The 16510-nt window shown below is 59.0% G+C and carries 16 protein-coding genes; 9 read left to right on the top strand and 7 right to left on the bottom strand.

Features of this window, described 5'->3' with window-relative positions:
* Positions 1 to 40: 40 nt before the first annotated feature.
* Positions 41 to 391: an arsenate reductase (glutaredoxin) gene (gene arsC, locus J2D75_RS05840; RefSeq protein ID WP_207853843.1), complete on the bottom strand. Its 351-nt coding sequence runs from the start codon at positions 389 to 391 to the stop codon at positions 41 to 43.
* Positions 392 to 528: 137 nt separating this feature from the next.
* Here arsC and J2D75_RS05835 point away from each other — a divergent pair, with 137 nt between their 5' ends.
* On the top strand, positions 529 to 2196 hold the full coding sequence (locus tag J2D75_RS05835; RefSeq protein WP_265782939.1) for a SulP family inorganic anion transporter: 1668 nt from the start codon (positions 529 to 531) through the stop codon (positions 2194 to 2196).
* Here the strand turns inward: J2D75_RS05835 and J2D75_RS05830 are convergent.
* Together J2D75_RS05830 and J2D75_RS05825 are read right to left on the bottom strand one after the other, a co-directional pair.
* Complete coding sequence (locus J2D75_RS05830) at positions 2183 to 2983, bottom strand: sulfite exporter TauE/SafE family protein (RefSeq protein ID WP_207853842.1); 801 nt, start codon at positions 2981 to 2983, stop codon at positions 2183 to 2185. The genes J2D75_RS05835 and J2D75_RS05830 overlap by 14 nt on opposite strands.
* 25 nt (positions 2984 to 3008) lie before the next feature.
* Positions 3009 to 3935, bottom strand: coding sequence for an MBL fold metallo-hydrolase (locus J2D75_RS05825; RefSeq protein ID WP_207853841.1), 927 nt, complete (start codon positions 3933 to 3935; stop codon positions 3009 to 3011).
* 104 nt (positions 3936 to 4039) lie between these two features.
* On the opposite strand from J2D75_RS05825, the gene J2D75_RS05820 reads away from it, so the two are divergent.
* Genes J2D75_RS05820 through J2D75_RS05805 form a run of 4 tightly spaced genes read left to right on the top strand, consistent with a single transcriptional unit; the run spans position 4040 to position 6010 of the window.
* On the top strand, positions 4040 to 4732 hold the full coding sequence (locus J2D75_RS05820; RefSeq protein WP_207853840.1) for a peroxiredoxin: 693 nt from the start codon (positions 4040 to 4042) through the stop codon (positions 4730 to 4732).
* 29 nt (positions 4733 to 4761) lie between these two features.
* A complete protein-coding gene (locus J2D75_RS05815; RefSeq protein ID WP_243428557.1) occupies positions 4762 to 5154 on the top strand; it encodes an ArsR/SmtB family transcription factor in 393 nt (130 codons plus the stop codon).
* Positions 5147 to 5602 carry a hypothetical protein gene (locus J2D75_RS05810; RefSeq protein ID WP_207853838.1) on the top strand — a complete coding sequence of 152 codons (456 nt, stop codon included), beginning with the start codon at positions 5147 to 5149 and terminating at the stop codon, positions 5600 to 5602. The genes J2D75_RS05815 and J2D75_RS05810 overlap by 8 nt, the downstream gene beginning before the upstream one ends.
* Before the next feature lie 48 nt (positions 5603 to 5650).
* Positions 5651 to 6010, top strand: a complete 360-nt coding sequence (locus tag J2D75_RS05805; RefSeq protein ID WP_207853837.1) for an ArsC family reductase — start codon at positions 5651 to 5653, stop codon at positions 6008 to 6010.
* 33 nt (positions 6011 to 6043) lie between these two features.
* Here J2D75_RS05805 and bfr read toward each other — a convergent pair whose 3' ends face one another.
* The 4 genes from bfr to cysG all read right to left on the bottom strand — a co-directional run bounded on the left by bfr (position 6044) and on the right by cysG (position 11105).
* On the bottom strand, positions 6044 to 6532 hold the full coding sequence (bfr, locus tag J2D75_RS05800) for a bacterioferritin (RefSeq protein WP_456304230.1): 489 nt from the start codon (positions 6530 to 6532) through the stop codon (positions 6044 to 6046).
* 162 nt (positions 6533 to 6694) lie between these two features.
* On the bottom strand, positions 6695 to 7708 hold the full coding sequence (locus J2D75_RS05795; RefSeq protein ID WP_408736744.1) for an Lnb N-terminal periplasmic domain-containing protein: 1014 nt from the start codon (positions 7706 to 7708) through the stop codon (positions 6695 to 6697).
* Positions 7705 to 9681: an esterase/lipase family protein gene (locus tag J2D75_RS05790; RefSeq protein ID WP_207853835.1), complete on the bottom strand. Its 1977-nt coding sequence runs from the start codon at positions 9679 to 9681 to the stop codon at positions 7705 to 7707. Before J2D75_RS05790 ends, J2D75_RS05795 begins: the two co-directional genes overlap by 4 nt.
* Before the next feature lie 2 nt (positions 9682 to 9683).
* Positions 9684 to 11105 carry a siroheme synthase CysG gene (cysG, locus tag J2D75_RS05785; protein ID WP_207853834.1) on the bottom strand — a complete coding sequence of 474 codons (1422 nt, stop codon included), beginning with the start codon at positions 11103 to 11105 and terminating at the stop codon, positions 9684 to 9686.
* 336 nt (positions 11106 to 11441) lie between these two features.
* Between cysG and J2D75_RS05780 the strand changes: the two genes are divergently transcribed.
* The 4 genes from J2D75_RS05780 to J2D75_RS05765 all read left to right on the top strand — a co-directional run bounded on the left by J2D75_RS05780 (position 11442) and on the right by J2D75_RS05765 (position 16499).
* Positions 11442 to 12830: an ethanolamine ammonia-lyase subunit EutB gene (locus J2D75_RS05780; protein WP_207853833.1), complete on the top strand. Its 1389-nt coding sequence runs from the start codon at positions 11442 to 11444 to the stop codon at positions 12828 to 12830.
* The gene (gene eutC, locus J2D75_RS05775; RefSeq protein WP_207853832.1) at positions 12827 to 13627 is read left to right on the top strand and encodes an ethanolamine ammonia-lyase subunit EutC; all 801 of its coding nucleotides are present in this window, start codon (positions 12827 to 12829) and stop codon (positions 13625 to 13627) included. The genes J2D75_RS05780 and eutC overlap by 4 nt, the downstream gene beginning before the upstream one ends.
* Before the next feature lie 19 nt (positions 13628 to 13646).
* Entirely contained in the window at positions 13647 to 14993 is a 1347-nt protein-coding gene (eat, locus tag J2D75_RS05770; protein ID WP_207853831.1) for an ethanolamine permease, read from the top strand.
* A 252-nt stretch (positions 14994 to 15245) separates the two neighbouring features.
* Complete coding sequence (locus tag J2D75_RS05765; RefSeq protein WP_207853830.1) at positions 15246 to 16499, top strand: sarcosine oxidase subunit beta family protein; 1254 nt, start codon at positions 15246 to 15248, stop codon at positions 16497 to 16499.
* Positions 16500 to 16510 lie beyond the last annotated feature (11 nt).

The following is a 16510-nucleotide window of genomic DNA, read 5'->3' as shown; positions in this document are numbered from 1 at the left end:
TACCCCCGGCTGGATCATCCGCCGGGGGTGTATGGCGGCCTTACGGCAGGAGTGACAGCACCGTATCCGCCGGGCGGCAGGCCTTGACGCCACGGGGTGTTGCCACAACCGGCCTGTTCAGCAGAACGGGATGGGCCGCGATAGCATCCAGAATCTGGCTGTCCGTAACGTCAGGTTTATCCAGACCCAATTCAGCGCAGAGTTTTTCCTTGCTGCGAAGCAGGTCGCGCGCGGTTGCCGGGCCTTGCTTGACCAGTCTGTCGAGATCAGCCCGTGTAAGTGGGGTTTTCAGGTAAAGAACGATTTCAGGTTCGATCCCGGCCTGACGCACCAGTTCCAGAACGGAGCGCGATGTGCCGCAAGAAGGGTTATGGTACACGGTAACGGTCATGATCTGTCCTTGGCTGGAAAAACCGCAAATGTCGCATGTTCCGCTTGGCGTGCAAACCCGCTGCGATGGATGATGGAAACGACAGCCCGGCCCGCCTTGCACAGCACCGCCGGAGGACAGAAGGAGATGCAATGGGCATGGAATGGAAGGGGCCGGGCTTTTTCGGCCTGAAGATTTCCGCCAGTTTCGGACGCGATGCGCTGGCGGGGCTTTCCCTTGCCTCCATGAACATTCCGCAGGTTCTCGGCTATGCGCGGATAGCGGGCATGCCCCCCGTAACCGGACTTTATACAGTATTGCTGCCTTTGCTGGCGTTTGCAGCACTTGGCGCCTCGCGCCATCTGGTCGTGGCGGCGGATTCTGCTACAGCCGCTATTTTTTCGGGCGCATTGTCTGAAATGGCTCCGATGGGGAGTGCAGCCTATATCAGCATGGTGAGTGCGGTTGCCTTGTTGAATGCGGGTTTTTTGCTGGTGGCCCGGCTATGTCGGCTTGGTTTTCTGGCGGATTTTCTCTCCCGCACCGTGCTGGTGGGTTTTTTGGCTGGCGTGGGAGTGCAGGTCGGGCTGGGAATGCTGTACGATATGCTCGGTCTGGTATCGGCCCGCCATACACCTGCTTTGCAGGTGCTGGAACTGGTGCGCGGGTTGCCTCAGGCGAATGGGGCGGCGGTTCTGATTTCTGGTGTGGCCTGTCTGGGGCTGCTACTCGGGCAGAAATATTGTGCGCGTAAACCGGTAGCTCTTGTTGTTGTGGGGCTTGGTATAGTGCTCGGCTGGAGCGGGTGGCCCACAGCCCACGGTGTTGGGGTGCTGGGGCCGGTGCGGGGTGGGTTGCCCGTTTTGCATGTGCCCGTCATCCCGTGGGAAAACATGCTGGCCCTTTTGCCGGTTTCGGCATCCTGCGTGTTTGTCATCATTGCCCAGAGCGCCGCAACATCGCGTGCCTTTGCCGATATGTTTCATGAAAATGTGGATGAAAACCGCGATATCCTCGGCCTGTCCGCCGCCAATGCCGTGGCCGGGCTGAGTGGCACTTTCACTGTCAATGGCAGCCCGACCCAGACCGCTATGGCCGTGCGCGCGGGGGCCATGACCCAGCGTGCGCAGGTGGTTTTTGCCGGAGTGACGGTGTGTGTGCTGCTGGCATTAACCGGGCCGCTGGCATGGTTGCCGCATTGCGTGCTGGCATCGGTGGTTTTCTGCGTTGCGGTCGGCATGGTGGATGTGCAGGCGCTCAACAGCATCCGGCGTGAAAGCCCCGGAGAGTTCTGGCTTGCACTGGTGACGGCTGTTACCGTGGTGGGAGTGGGGGTGGAGCAGGGTATTTTTATTGCCATTGCACTCTCCCTGTTCCGGCATGTGCGGCATAGTTACAGGCCACATACCATGGTGCTGCGCTCGGATGCCGCGACAGGCACAATGGAAGTAGAGCCCGTGCAGGCAGGTGCGCAGACAGAGCCGGGATTGATCATTTATCGCTTCAGCTCAGACCTGTTTTATGCAAACTGCCAGCTTTTTTCTCAGGATATTACTTTGTTAATTGATACGGCACCGGTGCCGGTACGTTGTCTGGTGGTGGATTGCAGCGCCATTACGGATATTGATTATTCCGCTGCCCGTGTGGTGCGTGATGTGCTTGAGCGCTTGCGTGCGCGGCATGTGCAGGTCTTTTTCGGGCGGGTGTTACCCTATGCGCTGGCGGATATGGAGCGGCATCATATTGTCGAAGCCGTGGGGCAGCAGAATATTTTTGAGCAGTTACATGTGGCGCTGGCAGCCGCTCGGGCGCTTATAGCCGCGTAATACCCTGCCAGATCATGTAAAACGCGACCAGAAAGATCACGCCCGCGAAAAGGGTTGTTAGCCTGCCGGTTGATCCGGCCATGCTGCGGGCCGTGCGTGTGCCCAGAATGCTACCCAGAGCGCCACCGGCGATAAAGAGCGCGGCCAGTTGCCAGTCCACATAGCCGGACAGGGTATAGCTGAGTGCCGTGCTGAACCCGAACGCCGCAACCGCCACGAGTGATGTGCCAACGGCGTTGAGAATGGGCATGCTGGTGGAGGCCATCAGCCCCGGCACAATCAAAAATCCTCCGCCAATGCCGAAAAAACCCGAAAGCAGGCCCGCACCCAGCCCATAGGTCATGACCTTGGGGGCGTTGTGGCGATTACAGCTTGCGCCGGGGGAGCCGGTGTTGCCCCGGCCGTGGAGCATAAGCGCACCCACTCCGATCATGAGCAGGGCAAACAGTAGCAGAAGCCTCTGGCCGTCCATTGCCTTGCCAAGCCCCGCACCCAGAAAAGCGCCTACCACCCCGCATGAGGCGAAAATACCGGCACAGCGCCATTTGACCGTGCCAGCGCGCGCATGCTGGCCCAGTCCGATCAGGGCGTTGATGGCAACCGCCAGTGCACTGGTACCGATCGCGACATGCGGGTTCGGCACGCCCACGGCATATACCATGAGCGGCACCGCCAGAATGGAGCCGCCCCCGCCAATCAGCCCGAGTGTGAAACCAATCAGCGCGCCGCAGAGCAGTTCCACACCGATATGGAGCAGGCCGGACTGAAGCAGGGAGTGGGAGAGCATGGCAGGGAGAACCGTCCGGTGCGTGTCAGAGCGTGTTTACGGGAATCTTGATGTAGCTGATGCCATTGTTTTCGGGCGCGGGCAAATGGCCCGCCCGCATGTTGATCTGAACCGAAGGCATGATCAGGTTGGGCAGGGAGAGCGTTGCGTCGCGTGCTGTGCGCATGGATACAAAGGCATCCTCGCTGATTCCGTCATGCACATGGATGTTGTTCTGGCGCTCGGCCTCCACCGTGGTTTCCCATACGAATGTGTTGCGACCGGGAGCCTTGTAGTCATGGCACAGGAAAAGCCGTGTTTGGGGCGGCAGGGAGAGCAGGCGGCGGATGGAGCGGTAGAGTGTGCGTGCGCTGCCGCCGGGAAAATCCGCCCGTGCGGTGCCGTAATCGGGCATGAACAGCGTATCGCCAATAAAGGCGGCATCACCAATGATAAAGGCCATATCCGCCGGAGTGTGGCCGGGTACATGCAGCGCTATGGCGGGCAGATCGCCCAGAGAGAAGGTTTCTCCATCGGTGAACAGATGGTCGAACTGTGCGCCATCGCGGGTGAAGGCCGGCTCGGCATTGAAAATGGCGCCAAAGGTCTGCTGCACCTGCACGATATCGGCCCCGATGCCGATCTGCCCGCCCAGTTGTTTCTTAAGCCATGGTGCGGCGGAAAGGTGGTCGGCATGGGCATGGGTTTCAAGCTGCCAGAGCACGTTCAGGTTTTCCTGACGGACATAGGCCACCACCTGTTCGGCGGAATGGAACGACGTGCGGCCTGAGGCCGGGTCGTAATCCATTACGCTATCTATAATGGCTGCCGCCCGCGTGCGTGGGTCATGCACGACATGCGTTGCGGTGAAGGTCGTCTCATCAAAAAAACTGCGGATACAGGGGCGGGTCTGCGGCTGGTGACCGGCTGCCACGATCTGGTCATAAGCGGCGGAAAGGGCAAGGTCCGACATGTGCGCTCCTGAATGTTTATCAATTTCAGTAACAATGTATATTTACTTTCACTAAATATGAAACCATCTTGCGTCAAGAGTTGCTTTTCGCATAAACAGACCACATGAATGATCAATCGCCTCAGCCCGGCTCAGCGCCGTCTGCCGCGGTGTCTCTCAGGATTGGTGACATCGCGCCGGATTTCATGGCCCGCACGACACGCGGTGTCCTGACCCTCAGCAGTCTGCGTGGACAGTGGGTGCTGCTGTTTTCCCACCCTGCTGACTTTACGCCGGTCTGCACCAGTGAGTTCCTTGCCCTGGCCAGAGCGGAGCCGGAGTTCCGCGCCATGGGGTGTGCGCTGGTGGGGCTTTCCGTGGACAGCCTGCCTGCGCATCTGGCGTGGGTGGAGGCTATTCGGACGCAGTTTGGCGTATCGGTGCCTTTCCCGATTGTGGAAGACCCTTCGCTGGTGATCGCGCAGGCCTATGGCATGCTGGATGCGGATGCGCGCAATAGTGCTACCGTGCGAGGAACCTATTTTATCGACCCGCAAGGCATTGTGCGGGTTGTTACATGGTACCCCATGACGGTCGGCCGCTCTGTAGAGGAAATGAAGCGCACGCTCGCCGCCCTGCAACGTGTCAGCAAAGGCGATGTGCTAACCCCCGAAGGCTGGATGCCGGGCGATGCCGTGGTGCTGCCCGCCGGGCAGACGCAGGAGGAAATAGAAGCGTTGGGGCCGCAATGGTTTATGAAAAAGCAGCCTGATACCGCACCGGCCCCCGTAACTACGGGGCAGGGAGCCGGGGCGTGAGTAGCCTGCAACTGGATGAAGCGCGGCAGATGGTGGAGCGGCTCAAGCTGTTTGCCCAGCCGCAGCGTCTGGTCATTCTGGATATTCTGCTGCGGCATGGCCCGCTGGCTGTTGGCGAGCTTGAAACCCGCACCGGTATTGGGCAGCCAACACTCAGCCAGCAGCTTGGCACATTGCGGCGGGCAGAAATTGTTGTGCCACGCCGCGAGTCGCGGACGATTTTCTACAGTATCGCCAGCGAGGATGACATGCTGCGTGTGCGTGCCCTGATTGCCCTTTTGCGAGGGGATGAAGCCTCTTTGCCCGTGCTGGAGGCCGTTACGGCCCGTTATGGCAGCAGGCCGCGCGATGTCAGCCGCCACGAAGCGGAAGGCGGGGCGCAGTTTGCATCCATTCGGCGGGAAGAGACGTCACGTGTCTGAAAATCCTATCCAGAAGCGCCTTGTCCTTGCTCGCAATGGGCAAGACCCGCGTGTGATCGGTCGTATGGAGAGCGGCTGGCTGGTGCTGGCCGACACCCAGCCGCTGGCCGGATATTGTATTCTGATAGCCGACCCGGACGTGGAGTCGCTCAACGCCATGCCGGAAGCCGCGCGGCTGCGTTACCTGTCGGATACCGTGCGGGTAGGCGATGCCCTGTTGCGCGCGACCGGCGCAGAGCGGATCAATTACGAAACATGGTGCAATCTCGCGCCATCGCTCCATACCCATATTGTACCCCGTTATGCGGATGAAGCGCCGCACCAGCGGGTTTTGCCCATGTGTGTTGGGTATGATGTAGCGGCAGCCCGTCCGTTTGACACCGCGGTGGATGCCCCTTTGATGAAGGCCCTGAGAAAGCTGCTGGATATTACGCCCTCTGGTGTATGAAGGGGTGCCCGGCCCTGCGCCGTGCCATCATGCCAGAAGGGGGAAAGTATGGGCGCTCAGGCCATTCTGTATGGAATCAAGAACTGCGATACCGTGCGTAAGGCGCGGCAATGGCTGGAAAGCCAAGGCGTTTCCTATGTCTTTCATGACTATAGGGTAGACGGTATGGCGGGTGTGTCGCTGGAACGCTGGGTGGATGCGCTGGGCTGGGAAGTGCTGCTGAACCGTGCCAGCACGACATTTCGTGGGCTTGATCCGGCAGATAAGGTGGACTTGGACCCAGTGCGGGCAACAGAGCTTATGAAAGCTCACCCTACTCTGATCAAACGCCCGGTTGTGGAATGGGCAGACCGCATTCTGGTGGGCTTCAAGCCTGAACACTATGCAGAGCTGTTTGATAAAAAATAAGGCGGGGCCGAAGCCCCGCCGCAGAGCAGGCTGTTATTCCTGATCAGGTGCCGGAGCGGAGTTGAGCTGGATATAACGCTCAATGCCGATCTGGCGGATCAGGTCGAACTGGCGATCCAGGAAGTCTTCATGTTCTTCCTCGTTGGCCAGAATTTTCAGCAGCAGATCGCGGGACACGAAGTCGCGCACGCTTTCGCAATAGGCAATGCCGTCGCGCAGGTCGGCCAGCGCCTTTTCTTCAAGCTTGAGGTCGCATTCAAGGATTTCCTTCACGTCCTGACCGATCAGGATCGTGTTCATGCGCTGCACGTTGGGCAGGCCACCCAGATACAGAATGCGCTCAATCAGCCAGTCGGCGTGGCGCATTTCCTCGATGGATTCTTCATATTCCTTCTTGCCCAGCAGGGTCACGCCCCAGTGGCGCAGCGTGCGGGCATGCAGGAAGTATTGGTTGATGGCCGTCAGCTCGTTGGTGAGCTGGAGGTTGAGGTATTCGATAACCTTGGGGTCTTTGGCCATGATGTGCAGGCTCCCTGTCTGAAAATGCTCTGATGACTTGTGATGCTATGTAATGGCGAATGATGGTTTATGTAAATATGTTTTTTGAAATAAAAAATGGCGTGAAATTGACATTCGTTCTCGTTTGATCGGCTTTATTTACCTTTTGAGAAGGTATGTGTTCTTTTATTGTGGGTCTGTTAGTGGAAGATGCTCGCGTATTTCTTGCGAGTAATTTGCACTCGGCTTTGCATCATCAGGGCGCTGGATCAGGCTTAAGCGTTGTAGGGTGTCAAAGGGGTAGTGGTGATCAAGCAGCCCGATGTCATAGGCGAGCGAGGCCGTATAGCCGCTCAGGAGCACACGCCAGTCCAGTCGCCAGCGCGGACTAGCCCCTGAGCGGGCCAGTATTTCCGTTGTGCAGTTGGCTGTAAGCGTATTGTACCAGCGCGGATGTGTGGTGAGTGTGTGCAGTTCAGACAGATAGCTGCGCAGCAGCCGCTCCCGCGTGGCGGCGGAGAGTTGCAGGCGGTAAAGATAAACATGCTCCCGACGGATATCAGTGCGCACGCCAATCAGATCACGTTCATCCGCCGCAACATAAAAAAGTTCGTAATGGTGGAAAAACCCGGCAATGGTGGAGTAATCAAAGCGCTTCTGCCTGCGGGTTTCTATGGAAAATGCCAGATGCCGCCCATCTGAAAAGCCAAAACTCAGAAAGACATGGGCAATGGCCTGCCCGGCCCAGTAGGACGTGACAAGATCGACGCTGGAGAGCGTATCCAGATCAAAATCAGCATCATAATAAGCCGGTGTGGCATCACTGGGGGTGCGATAACGGAAATTGCGGATATTCGTGACATGTGCGATGCGCCCCTGCACGGTAGCATCGGCTGTCTGGCGATATTCTTCGGCCCAATCACGGTCGTTGCGAGCAGGATCGGTGCAGAACCATATGCCCAGAACCAGACAGAGCCCCAGCATGATACTGCGGCGGCGTAGCGGTACCCTGATTGCAAGGCTGCCAAGGAGTGCTGCGGGAAACGCAATACTCAACCCGATCCGCAGGGCTGCGGGTTCCAGTGTGGAATAGAAAAGCGATGCGCCGCCTATCAGCGCGATGAGCAGAACCGCAAGCCGCCCCATGATCTTACGGAACGTGCGAAATTTCGTGTGCCCGCGCTTTGCCCGCGTCTTCATGGAGAGGCTGCAGGCGGTGTTTCGGGTTGGGCGCCAACCGGGGTATAGCTCCCGCCGATTCTGACAATATTGCGCCTGTCTACATCACCACCGGGGTGAAAGTCCGGACGGAAGGCTGCCAGCTGTTCAAGCAGGATGCGCCGGACTTCAGCAATGGTGACGGGATTGGCCTGCGTTGAATGACTGGAATGGCGTACCACCAGCTCGGAGCGCACATCCGGGATATGCGCGCTCTCATAAGTAACTACCCCATCATCCGCCACATTCAGAGGGCTGTCATCCTGCACGGGAATAATGGAATGGGTGGCAACATCTGGCACAACAGGAATGGAGGCAAGCGTGCGCATGAACGCGCTATGGGGAGACATGGCATAAACGCTACCCAGCCGCCCCGGACTCATGTCGAGCTTCATGGCATCGGCATTGCCATTCATGATCTGCTTTGTCACATCCTTGATAGAAACAGGGAAGGTAACAAGGCCGCCGATAAAATGCGCGATTGAAAGCCCGGCAAGATAGCTGCCGTGCTGGGGTGTTGAAATAAAAATCTCGCGCCGGATTTCCGGCATGGCGGTCGGCATGAGTGCCTGATCGAGAAAGCGGCTTGTCCGTTTGGGCAAATCCAGACTGGAGAGCGGGCGTTTCATCAGCCCGTTCCATAGGTGGTCTTGTGGTGAAATGGTGAGCATTTTGGCCAGCAAACCACCCTGACTATGGCCGATAAGGGTAATCTGGCCCAGAGCCGGGTCTGCCTGCGGGCCACCCAGATCAGCCAGTGCTTTTTTTATCGCGCGGCGCAGTTGCAGGGCGGAATATGGAATGGGGTTTCCCGTGGCATAGGAAAAAAACCAGAATTCAAAATTGTTGCTTATGTCTTTATCTTGCAGAAGGTCATTGACCATGTCTGCCCATCGCCCCGGACTGGAGGCTGTGCCGTGAATCAGGATAACCGGCATGCGTCCATGCTGATGCGGTTCAATAGCGAAAAGCTGTGACCGTCGGCCATTGTCAAAAAAGCGTCCGTCGAGAAAACCCTTGTATTCGCTTGACCATATTTCTGGCTGGCTAAGGCTTATGGCGCGTGCGGCGGTCTGGTCATATTGCAGAGGGGGGGTATCGGATTTTGTGTCAAACTGCGTTGTCTGGTCAAGCGGTGTCAGAATAATGCGGCCGGTGATCCTGTCTGAGAGAATCTGGCGGCGTGGGTCGGCTATGCTCAGGTTCAGATTAACGGGAACGCGCACCTTGTCGGTTACTGTAAAGGCCGTATTGGGTTGTGAATCGCTTTGCGGCACAGCCGCCAGCGGCTCACCCAGACCGGGGGTGGTGTAGAGGTTTTGCAGGCCAGAAACCTTCAGCTGGGCTGTGGGCTGGAAGTCGCTCAGGGTTTGGCCATGCCATAACCGTTCGGCTGGGTTCGCGTATAGGTCGAGTGTTGCAAAAGGCAGCGTCCAGCGCTGGCTGTCTGGATTGACCGGGCTGCCGAATGCGCCGGTCAGGCCCAGCATATACAGGGCGCTGGCCTGCTGTACGCGGGTATCGTACGGCGTGGGGCGTTCGGCTGTTGGGGCATCGGGCTGAAGATAGGCGTAGGCATACAGCGCGGTCGCCATAAAGGCGGCGGGAGCCTGCGTTTTACGGGCAAGCTGGTAATTGAGTTCCGACAGAGCAAAAAGCTGGCTGGGCAGATCAGGCGTATAAAAACGCGCCTGTGTGCTTGCGCGCAGGGTGGCCAGTGCCTGCTGGGGGTGTTTTTTCCATGTGTCTGTCAGGTTCTGGCGTTCCAGAACGGATTGGGTCTGGGTGCTGAGGCGCGGCCCGTCCAGAGCGCTGTGCGTGCGCTCACGGTAACTGTCCGCCAGCCCCATGGTATGAACCGAAACCGGTGTGGCGCAACCGCTCAGCAATACGGCCAGAGCCGCCATAAGAAGTGGGGCTTGTGCTCTGCGGGCCGTAAGGGAGCGGAAGGGCATGGCTATTGTCCGGCGGGAAGAATGCGGTGGCGGACAACTTCGCCCACCACAATCAGGGCGGGACTGCTTATACCCTGCTCGGTGGCTTTTTCTGCCAGATCCGACAGGGTGGCGCACAGCACGCGCTGTTCTGGCAGGGTGCCGCGCTCGATCAGTGCGGCGGGCCAGTCTGGTGGCAGGCCGTGTTCGATCAGGCGCATGCAAAGCTGGGGCAGGGCGGCAAGGCCCATATAGATGACCACCGTCTGATTATGCAGGGCGATGGTTTCCCAGTCCAGATGCAGGGTGCCGTCAGCCCGGGCATGGCCCGTTATGAACAGGCATGACTGGGCGCAGTCACGGTGGGTGAGGGGAATACCGGCATAGGCCGCGCACCCATTGGCCGCCGAAATGCCGGGGATGATACGGAATGGCACACCGGCCTGAGCCAGTGTTTCGATTTCCTCGCCGCCCCGTCCGAAAATAAACGGATCGCCCCCCTTAAGGCGCAGCACGCGCAGGCCCTGCTTTGCCCGGCGGACCAGTTCAGCATTGATATCGCCCTGCGGCAGGGTGTGGCGGTTGCTGCTTTTGCCTACAAAAACAAGCTCTGCATCGCGCCGGATGTAGTTCATGATCGTGGGCGCCACGAGGTTATCATACAGCACCACATCCGCATCCTGCATCATGCGCAGTGCTGCGAGGCTCAGCAGATCGGGGTTGCCGGGGCCAGCGCCAACCAGCCAGACTTCGCCGCGTGGGGTGGGGTTTTCCAGCAGATCATCAAGGGCTTTGCGGGCTTCTTCGGCCTGGCCATCCATGCCCAGCTTGCCGCCGGGGCCGTCGATGAAACGCTCCCACACCTGCCTGCGCGCACCGGCTTCGGGCAGGCGCGCACGCAGCCAGCTCCGCTGTGCTTGCATGAAGCGGGCCAGACGGCCCAGCCCATCTGGCAATATCTGCTCGATACGCGTGCGGAGCCGCCGCGCCAGCACGGGGGCTGCCCCACCTGTGGAAATGGCAACCTGCACCGGCCCGCGTGTAATCAGGGCAGGGGTAATGAAAGAGGACACCGCAGGGTCATCCACCGCGCAAACTGGAAGGTTATGCTGCTGGCACAGCGCTGCCAGTGTGTGGTTGAGTGCTTGATCGTTAGTGGCGAGATAAACCAGCCTGAACCCCTGTGCGGCCCAATGTGCGGCATCCGCTGGGGTTGCATCGCGCGCGATATGGATAAAGCGGCCTTCGCGCTCTGCGTCCTGTGTGGCCATCTGGGCCAGTTCGTCGCACAGATTGGCGGACTGGACGTGAACCTGTGCGCCTGTCTGAACCAGCAGGCGCGTTTTATTGGCGGCGACCTGCCCGCCCCCCACTACAAGCGCGCGCGCGCCTTCCATGCGGAGTACGATAGGGAACCAGTCTGTCCTGTCTGATGTGGGCTGCATGGCGTATCTGCAAGCAGGCTTTGGGGGAAGATGCAAGAGGGAAAAACCCCGCACGGACGGGTTGATGCCCGCCACGGGCAGGATCGTTCGCAACGTAGTGGGGGGCAGAATCTCATCCGCTGTTGCGTGGCTGCATCAGGTAGAGGGTTTTTGCATGGGTATGAACCGCCGTTTAATGGCCGATAAGGGGGCGGGTATGTGGGGATGTGTGGAGTTTTTGCGAAAATCCGCTCGGTGCTTGTGTCCTGCACAGACTGTTTTATGTATGGTTACGACTTCGAACCGGAAGGAGGTCTGAGCCTCTGTTCCGCTGGCTGGCATACTGGAGGCAGTTTTATGGCGTACCGTCACACCCTGGGGGGGGAAACCTATAGTTTTGAAACCCTGAAGGACTTGCTGGCGGCTGCTTCTCCTGTCCGCTCGGGCGATCAGCTTGCCGGGCTGTGTGCGACATCGGATGCGCAGCGCGTAGCGGCCCGTTATGCGCTGGCCGACCTGCCCTTGCGCACATTCCTTGAAACGGCGCTGGTGCCTTATGAGGAAGACGACGTAACCCGCCTGATCGTGGATACGCATGACAAGCCAGCCTTTGCCCGGCTTGCCCACATGACGGTGGGGCAGTTCCGTGACTGGCTCTTGTCGCATGAAGCCGATGCCGCGACACTGAGTGCTGTCGCGCCGGGTATTACGCCGGAAATGGCGGCCGCTGTCAGTAAGATCATGCGTAATCAGGATCTGATGTCGGTTGCGCGCAAGATTCGCGTTGTCACCAAGTTCCGTAACACCATCGGGCTGGAAGGCTGCCTGACATCGCGCCTGCAACCCAACCACCCGACAGATGACCTTAAAGGGATTGCGGCCTCCACGCTTGATGGGCTGCTGTGCGGGATTGGCGATGCGGTGATTGGCATCAACCCCGCAACCGATAGCGTGGCCAATGGTCTGGCCCTGCTCGATATGCTCGATCATGCCCGCCAGCAATACGATATTCCCACACAGACCTGCGTGCTGACGCATGTGACCAACACCATCGAAATCATGAACCGGGGCGGTGCCGTTGATCTGGTGTTCCAGTCCATTGCGGGCACCCAGAAGGCGAATGAAGGTTTTGGCGTAACCCTGGCTATCCTTCAGGAAGCCTATGATGCGGCGCTGTCGCTCAAGCGTGGCACGGTTGGCCAGAATGTCATGTATTTCGAAACCGGGCAGGGGGCGGCCCTTTCGGCTGACGCCCATCATGGGGTGGACCAGCAGACGGTCGAAGCCCGCGCCTATGCCGTGGCCCGTGCCTACAAGCCGCTGCTGGTCAATACGGTCGTGGGCTTTATCGGCCCGGAATATCTGTATGACGGCAAGCAGATCATTCGCGCGGGGCTGGAAGATCATTTCTGCGCCAAGCTTCTGGGTGTGCCAATGGGGTGTGACGCCTGCTACACCAACCATGCTGAAGCCGATCAGGATGATATGGATACCCTGATGGTGCTGCTGGGTGCTGCGGGCATTACCTTCCTGATCGGGGTGCCGGGGGCGGATGATGTCATGCTCAATTACCAGAGCCTTGCCTTCCACGATATTCTGACGCTGCGCAGTCTGCTGGGCCTCAAGCCCGCGCCGGAATTTGCCGCATGGCTTGAGCGTATGGGGCTGTATGACGGTGCCAGTGAGCGTATGCGCGCCCTTGCCCCCGGCCAGACCCGGCTTGCAAGTCTGGCAGGTGCAGCATGAGCGCGGATGTCACGCGGGGGGTGCCCGCAGCCGCAGGGCAGGGTGTCAGCACCAGTGGGCAGGATGACTGGAAGCCGCTGCGCCAGTACACCCGTGCACGCATCGGTCTGGCCCGCAGTGGCAACACGCTGAAAACGCCCGATGTGCTTGAGTTTCAGGCAGCCCATGCACAGGCACGCGATGCCGTGCATACGCCGCTTGATGTGGCCTGTATCGAACAGGCTCTGGCGGATGAGCCTTTTTTGCACGTGAACAGCCGCGCACCGGATCGTTCAACCTATCTGCGCAGGCCGGATCTGGGCCGCAGGCTGTCCGAGGAGTCGCTGGCGGCCCTGCCAAAGGGCGCATGGGATGTCGTGTTCGTGGCGGCGGATGGTTTATCCAGCACAGCAACCCAGCAGGGGGCCGTACCGCTGTTTGAAGCCATGCGGGCGCGTTTGGCCGACTGGCAGATCGCCCCACTGGTGGTGGCGACACAGGCCCGTGTCGCGCTGGGCGATGAAATCGCCCAGACCATGGGCGCCGGTATGGTGGTGGTTATGATCGGGGAGCGTCCGGGCCTGAGCGTTGCGGACAGCATGGGCGTGTATCTGACTTACGCGCCGTATGTGGGGTGCCCGGATTCATCACGGAATTGCCTGTCCAATATCCATCCGCACGGGCTGTCCGTGCAGGTGGCTGCGGACAAGCTGGCCTGGCTCATGCGCGAAGCCAGGCATCTTAAATTGACGGGGGTCGGCCTCAAGGACGCGGCTCCCGAAGGTGGCGCGATCGGAAGCGTGGATCGCCTTTCTTGAATGAAGGATTTTTTTACATATGGCTGAAGAGTCGACACATCTCAGCAAATCCCTAAGCGCGTTTCATCTGTGGGGTATCGCTGTCGGTCTTGTGATTTCGGGTGAGTATTTCGGCTGGAGCTATGGCTGGGGTACGGCGGGCACGCTGGGCTTCTTCGTGGCGACAGTGTTCGTGGCCGTGATGTACACAGCCTTTATTTTCAGCTTTACGGAACTGACCTGCGCTGTGCCGCATGCTGGTGGGCCTTTTGCTTACAGCCTGCGTGCGTTCGGGCGTTGGGGTGGCCTTGTGGCTGGCCTGGCAACGCTGGTTGAGTTCATTTTTGCGCCGCCTGCCATCTCGCTTGCGATTGGTGCTTATCTGAACGTGCAGTTTCCCAACCTGTCGCCTAAAGTGGCAGCTCTTGGGGCATATGTGGTCTTCATGACACTGAACATCGTCGGGGTGCATATTGCCGCGACCTTCGAACTGTTCGTGACCGTTGCGGCCATTATCGAGCTGCTGGTGTTCATGGGCGTGGTTGCGCCGGGTTTCTCATGGGATAACTTCGTCAAGGACGGCTGGGGTGTGGCGCCGCATTTCGGCTGGGAAGCGATGGGGGGTATTTTTGCCGCCATTCCGTTTGCCATCTGGTTCTTTCTCGCCATTGAAGGTGTTGCTATGGCGGCGGAAGAAGCAAAAGATCCGCGCCGCTCCATTCCGGTTGCCTATATCGCTGGCGTTCTCACGCTGGTCAGCCTTGCTTTCGGTGTCATGATCTTTGCTGGTGGCGTGGGCGACTGGCATGCTCTGGCCAACCTGAATGACCCGCTGCCGCAGGCCATGAAAACGGTTGTGGGGGCGAATAGCGGCTGGCTGCACATGCTGGTATGGCTGGGCCTGTTCGGGCTTGTGGCCTCTCTGCACGGCATTATCATGGGCTATGCGCGTCAGATTTTCGCTCTGGCCCGTGCGGGTTTCCTGCCTGCCGTGCTTGGCCGTCTGCACCCGCGTTTCCGCACGCCGTATGTTGCCACCATTGCCGGGGGTCTGGTCGGGATTGCCGCCATTTTCTCTGATGATGTTATCTCCATTGCTGGACAGTCCCTGACTGCCACACTGGTGACCATGTCGGTGTTTGGTGCGCTCACCATGTATATTCTCAGCATGGCCAGCCTGTTCCGGCTGCGTATCAAGGAGCCTTCTCTCGTCCGCCCGTACAGCGCACCGCTTTATCCGCTGCTGCCGGGGCTGGCTCTTGTTTTTGCGGTGATCGCGCTGATTGCCGTTATTTACTACAACCTTGAAATCGGCGCGATTTACGTGGGCTTTATGGCTGTGATGGCCTGCATTTTCACGTTCGTGTCCAAACGTCGGGCACAGTAAAGCCAAGCCTCTTCTGGGGTGCTAACTGGCTGGAGAGCCGCCTGCTTGCAGGCGGCTTTTCTTTTGTGGGGTTCTGGAAGAACGGCGTGCCCTTTTTGCAGGGTGCGTCGTTCTTTTTTTTAACTGGCCGGTTTGTTATGCCGGTTTTTGCGTGTGTCCGTTTCGTTCATGAAACTTGTCTGTTTTATACGCGCGGCTCCCCCGGTTGTGTCGCATAAAAGGAGATATGGCTCTGCAGCATGTGGGATGAACATGCAGAAATTTTCAGCGTTTTCTCTGTTCCGTCAGGCGCTTGGGGCCCATCAGGGGTGGAAGCCCCAATGGCGCTCCGTCAAACCGAAAGCTGCCTACGATATTATTATCGTCGGCGGTGGTGGGCATGGCCTTGGGGCTGCCTATTATCTGGCCAAACAGCATGGCCTGCGTAATATCGCGGTGGTTGAGCGTGGCTGGCTTGCGGGTGGCAACACCGCACGCAACACGACCATCATCCGCTCCAACTATCTGTTTGATGAAAGCTCGAGCTACTACGAGCATTCTCTCAAACTGTGGGAGGGGCTGTCGCAGGAACTGAACTACAATGTCATGTTCAGCCAGCGCGGATGCCTCATGATCGCGCATACAGTGCATGATGTGCAGGTGTTCAAGCGCCATGTGCATGCGAACCGGCTCAACGGTATCGACAATGAATGGCTGACCCCGCAGGAGGTCAAGGAATTCTGTCCGCCGCTGAATATCTCGCCCAATATCCGTTACCCCATTCTGGGGGGTGCGCTCCAGCGCCGTGCGGGTACGGCCCGGCACGATGCTGTGGCCTGGGGTTTTGCCCGGGCGGCGTCCGATATGGGCGTGGATATTATTGAAAACTGCGAGGTAACGGGCATTACCCGTGCGCCCAGTGGCGAGGTGACGGGCGTTGAAACAACGCTTGGCCCCATCAAGGCGCGCAAAATTGGTGTCTCGGCGGCGGGGCATAGCTCTGTGGTGCTGGGTATGGCGGGTATCCGTCTGCCATTGCAGAGCAACCCGTTGCAGGCACTGGTGTCCGAACCGGTTAAACCGGCTTTCCCCACCATTGTCATGTCCAATACCATTCATGCCTATATCAGCCAGTCTGATAAGGGCGAGATGGTGATCGGCGCTGGCACGGACAGCTATGTTTCCTATACCCAGCGTGGCGGGCTGCATATTCCGGCCCATACGCTTGAGGCTATTACCGAGCTTTGTCCGATGTTCCGGCGCCTGCGCATGATGCGTTCATGGGGCGGGATTACCGACAACACGCCTGATCGTTCGCCCATTACGGCCAAAACCTCGGTGCCGGGGCTGTATGTGAACTGCGGATGGGGCACAGGCGGTTTCAAGGCGACACCGGGGGCGGCCAATCTGTTCGCCTGGACGATCGCCAAGGATGAACCACACCCCATCAATGCGCCATTCACGATCGAACGCTTCCGTGACGGGACATTGATTGACGAAGCAGCGGCTGCTGCGGTTGCCCATTAAGCGGGGTAGGA

This window comes from Acetobacter suratthaniensis (assembly GCF_017377745.1).
Classification (GTDB): domain Bacteria; phylum Pseudomonadota; class Alphaproteobacteria; order Acetobacterales; family Acetobacteraceae; genus Acetobacter; species Acetobacter suratthaniensis.
Note: the sequence above shows the minus strand (reverse complement) of the source record. Positions and strands in the feature narration are given on the sequence as shown.

Coding starts and splice junctions, on each gene's coding strand:
- arsC (WP_207853843.1), bottom strand. CDS start 391: ATGACCGTTACCGTGTACCATAACCCTTCTTGCGGCACATCGCGCTCC.
- J2D75_RS05835 (WP_265782939.1), top strand. CDS start 529: ATGGAATGGAAGGGGCCGGGCTTTTTCGGCCTGAAGATTTCCGCCAGT.
- J2D75_RS05830 (WP_207853842.1), bottom strand. CDS start 2,983: ATGCTCTCCCACTCCCTGCTTCAGTCCGGCCTGCTCCATATCGGTGTG.
- J2D75_RS05825 (WP_207853841.1), bottom strand. CDS start 3,935: ATGTCGGACCTTGCCCTTTCCGCCGCTTATGACCAGATCGTGGCAGCC.
- J2D75_RS05820 (WP_207853840.1), top strand. CDS start 4,040: ATGAATGATCAATCGCCTCAGCCCGGCTCAGCGCCGTCTGCCGCGGTG.
- J2D75_RS05815 (WP_243428557.1), top strand. CDS start 4,762: ATGGTGGAGCGGCTCAAGCTGTTTGCCCAGCCGCAGCGTCTGGTCATT.
- J2D75_RS05805 (WP_207853837.1), top strand. CDS start 5,651: ATGGGCGCTCAGGCCATTCTGTATGGAATCAAGAACTGCGATACCGTG.
- J2D75_RS05795 (WP_408736744.1), bottom strand. CDS start 7,708: ATGAAGACGCGGGCAAAGCGCGGGCACACGAAATTTCGCACGTTCCGT.
- J2D75_RS05790 (WP_207853835.1), bottom strand. CDS start 9,681: ATGCCCTTCCGCTCCCTTACGGCCCGCAGAGCACAAGCCCCACTTCTT.
- cysG (WP_207853834.1), bottom strand. CDS start 11,105: ATGCAGCCCACATCAGACAGGACAGACTGGTTCCCTATCGTACTCCGC.
- J2D75_RS05780 (WP_207853833.1), top strand. CDS start 11,442: ATGGCGTACCGTCACACCCTGGGGGGGGAAACCTATAGTTTTGAAACC.
- eutC (WP_207853832.1), top strand. CDS start 12,827: ATGAGCGCGGATGTCACGCGGGGGGTGCCCGCAGCCGCAGGGCAGGGT.
- eat (WP_207853831.1), top strand. CDS start 13,647: ATGGCTGAAGAGTCGACACATCTCAGCAAATCCCTAAGCGCGTTTCAT.
- J2D75_RS05765 (WP_207853830.1), top strand. CDS start 15,246: ATGCAGAAATTTTCAGCGTTTTCTCTGTTCCGTCAGGCGCTTGGGGCC.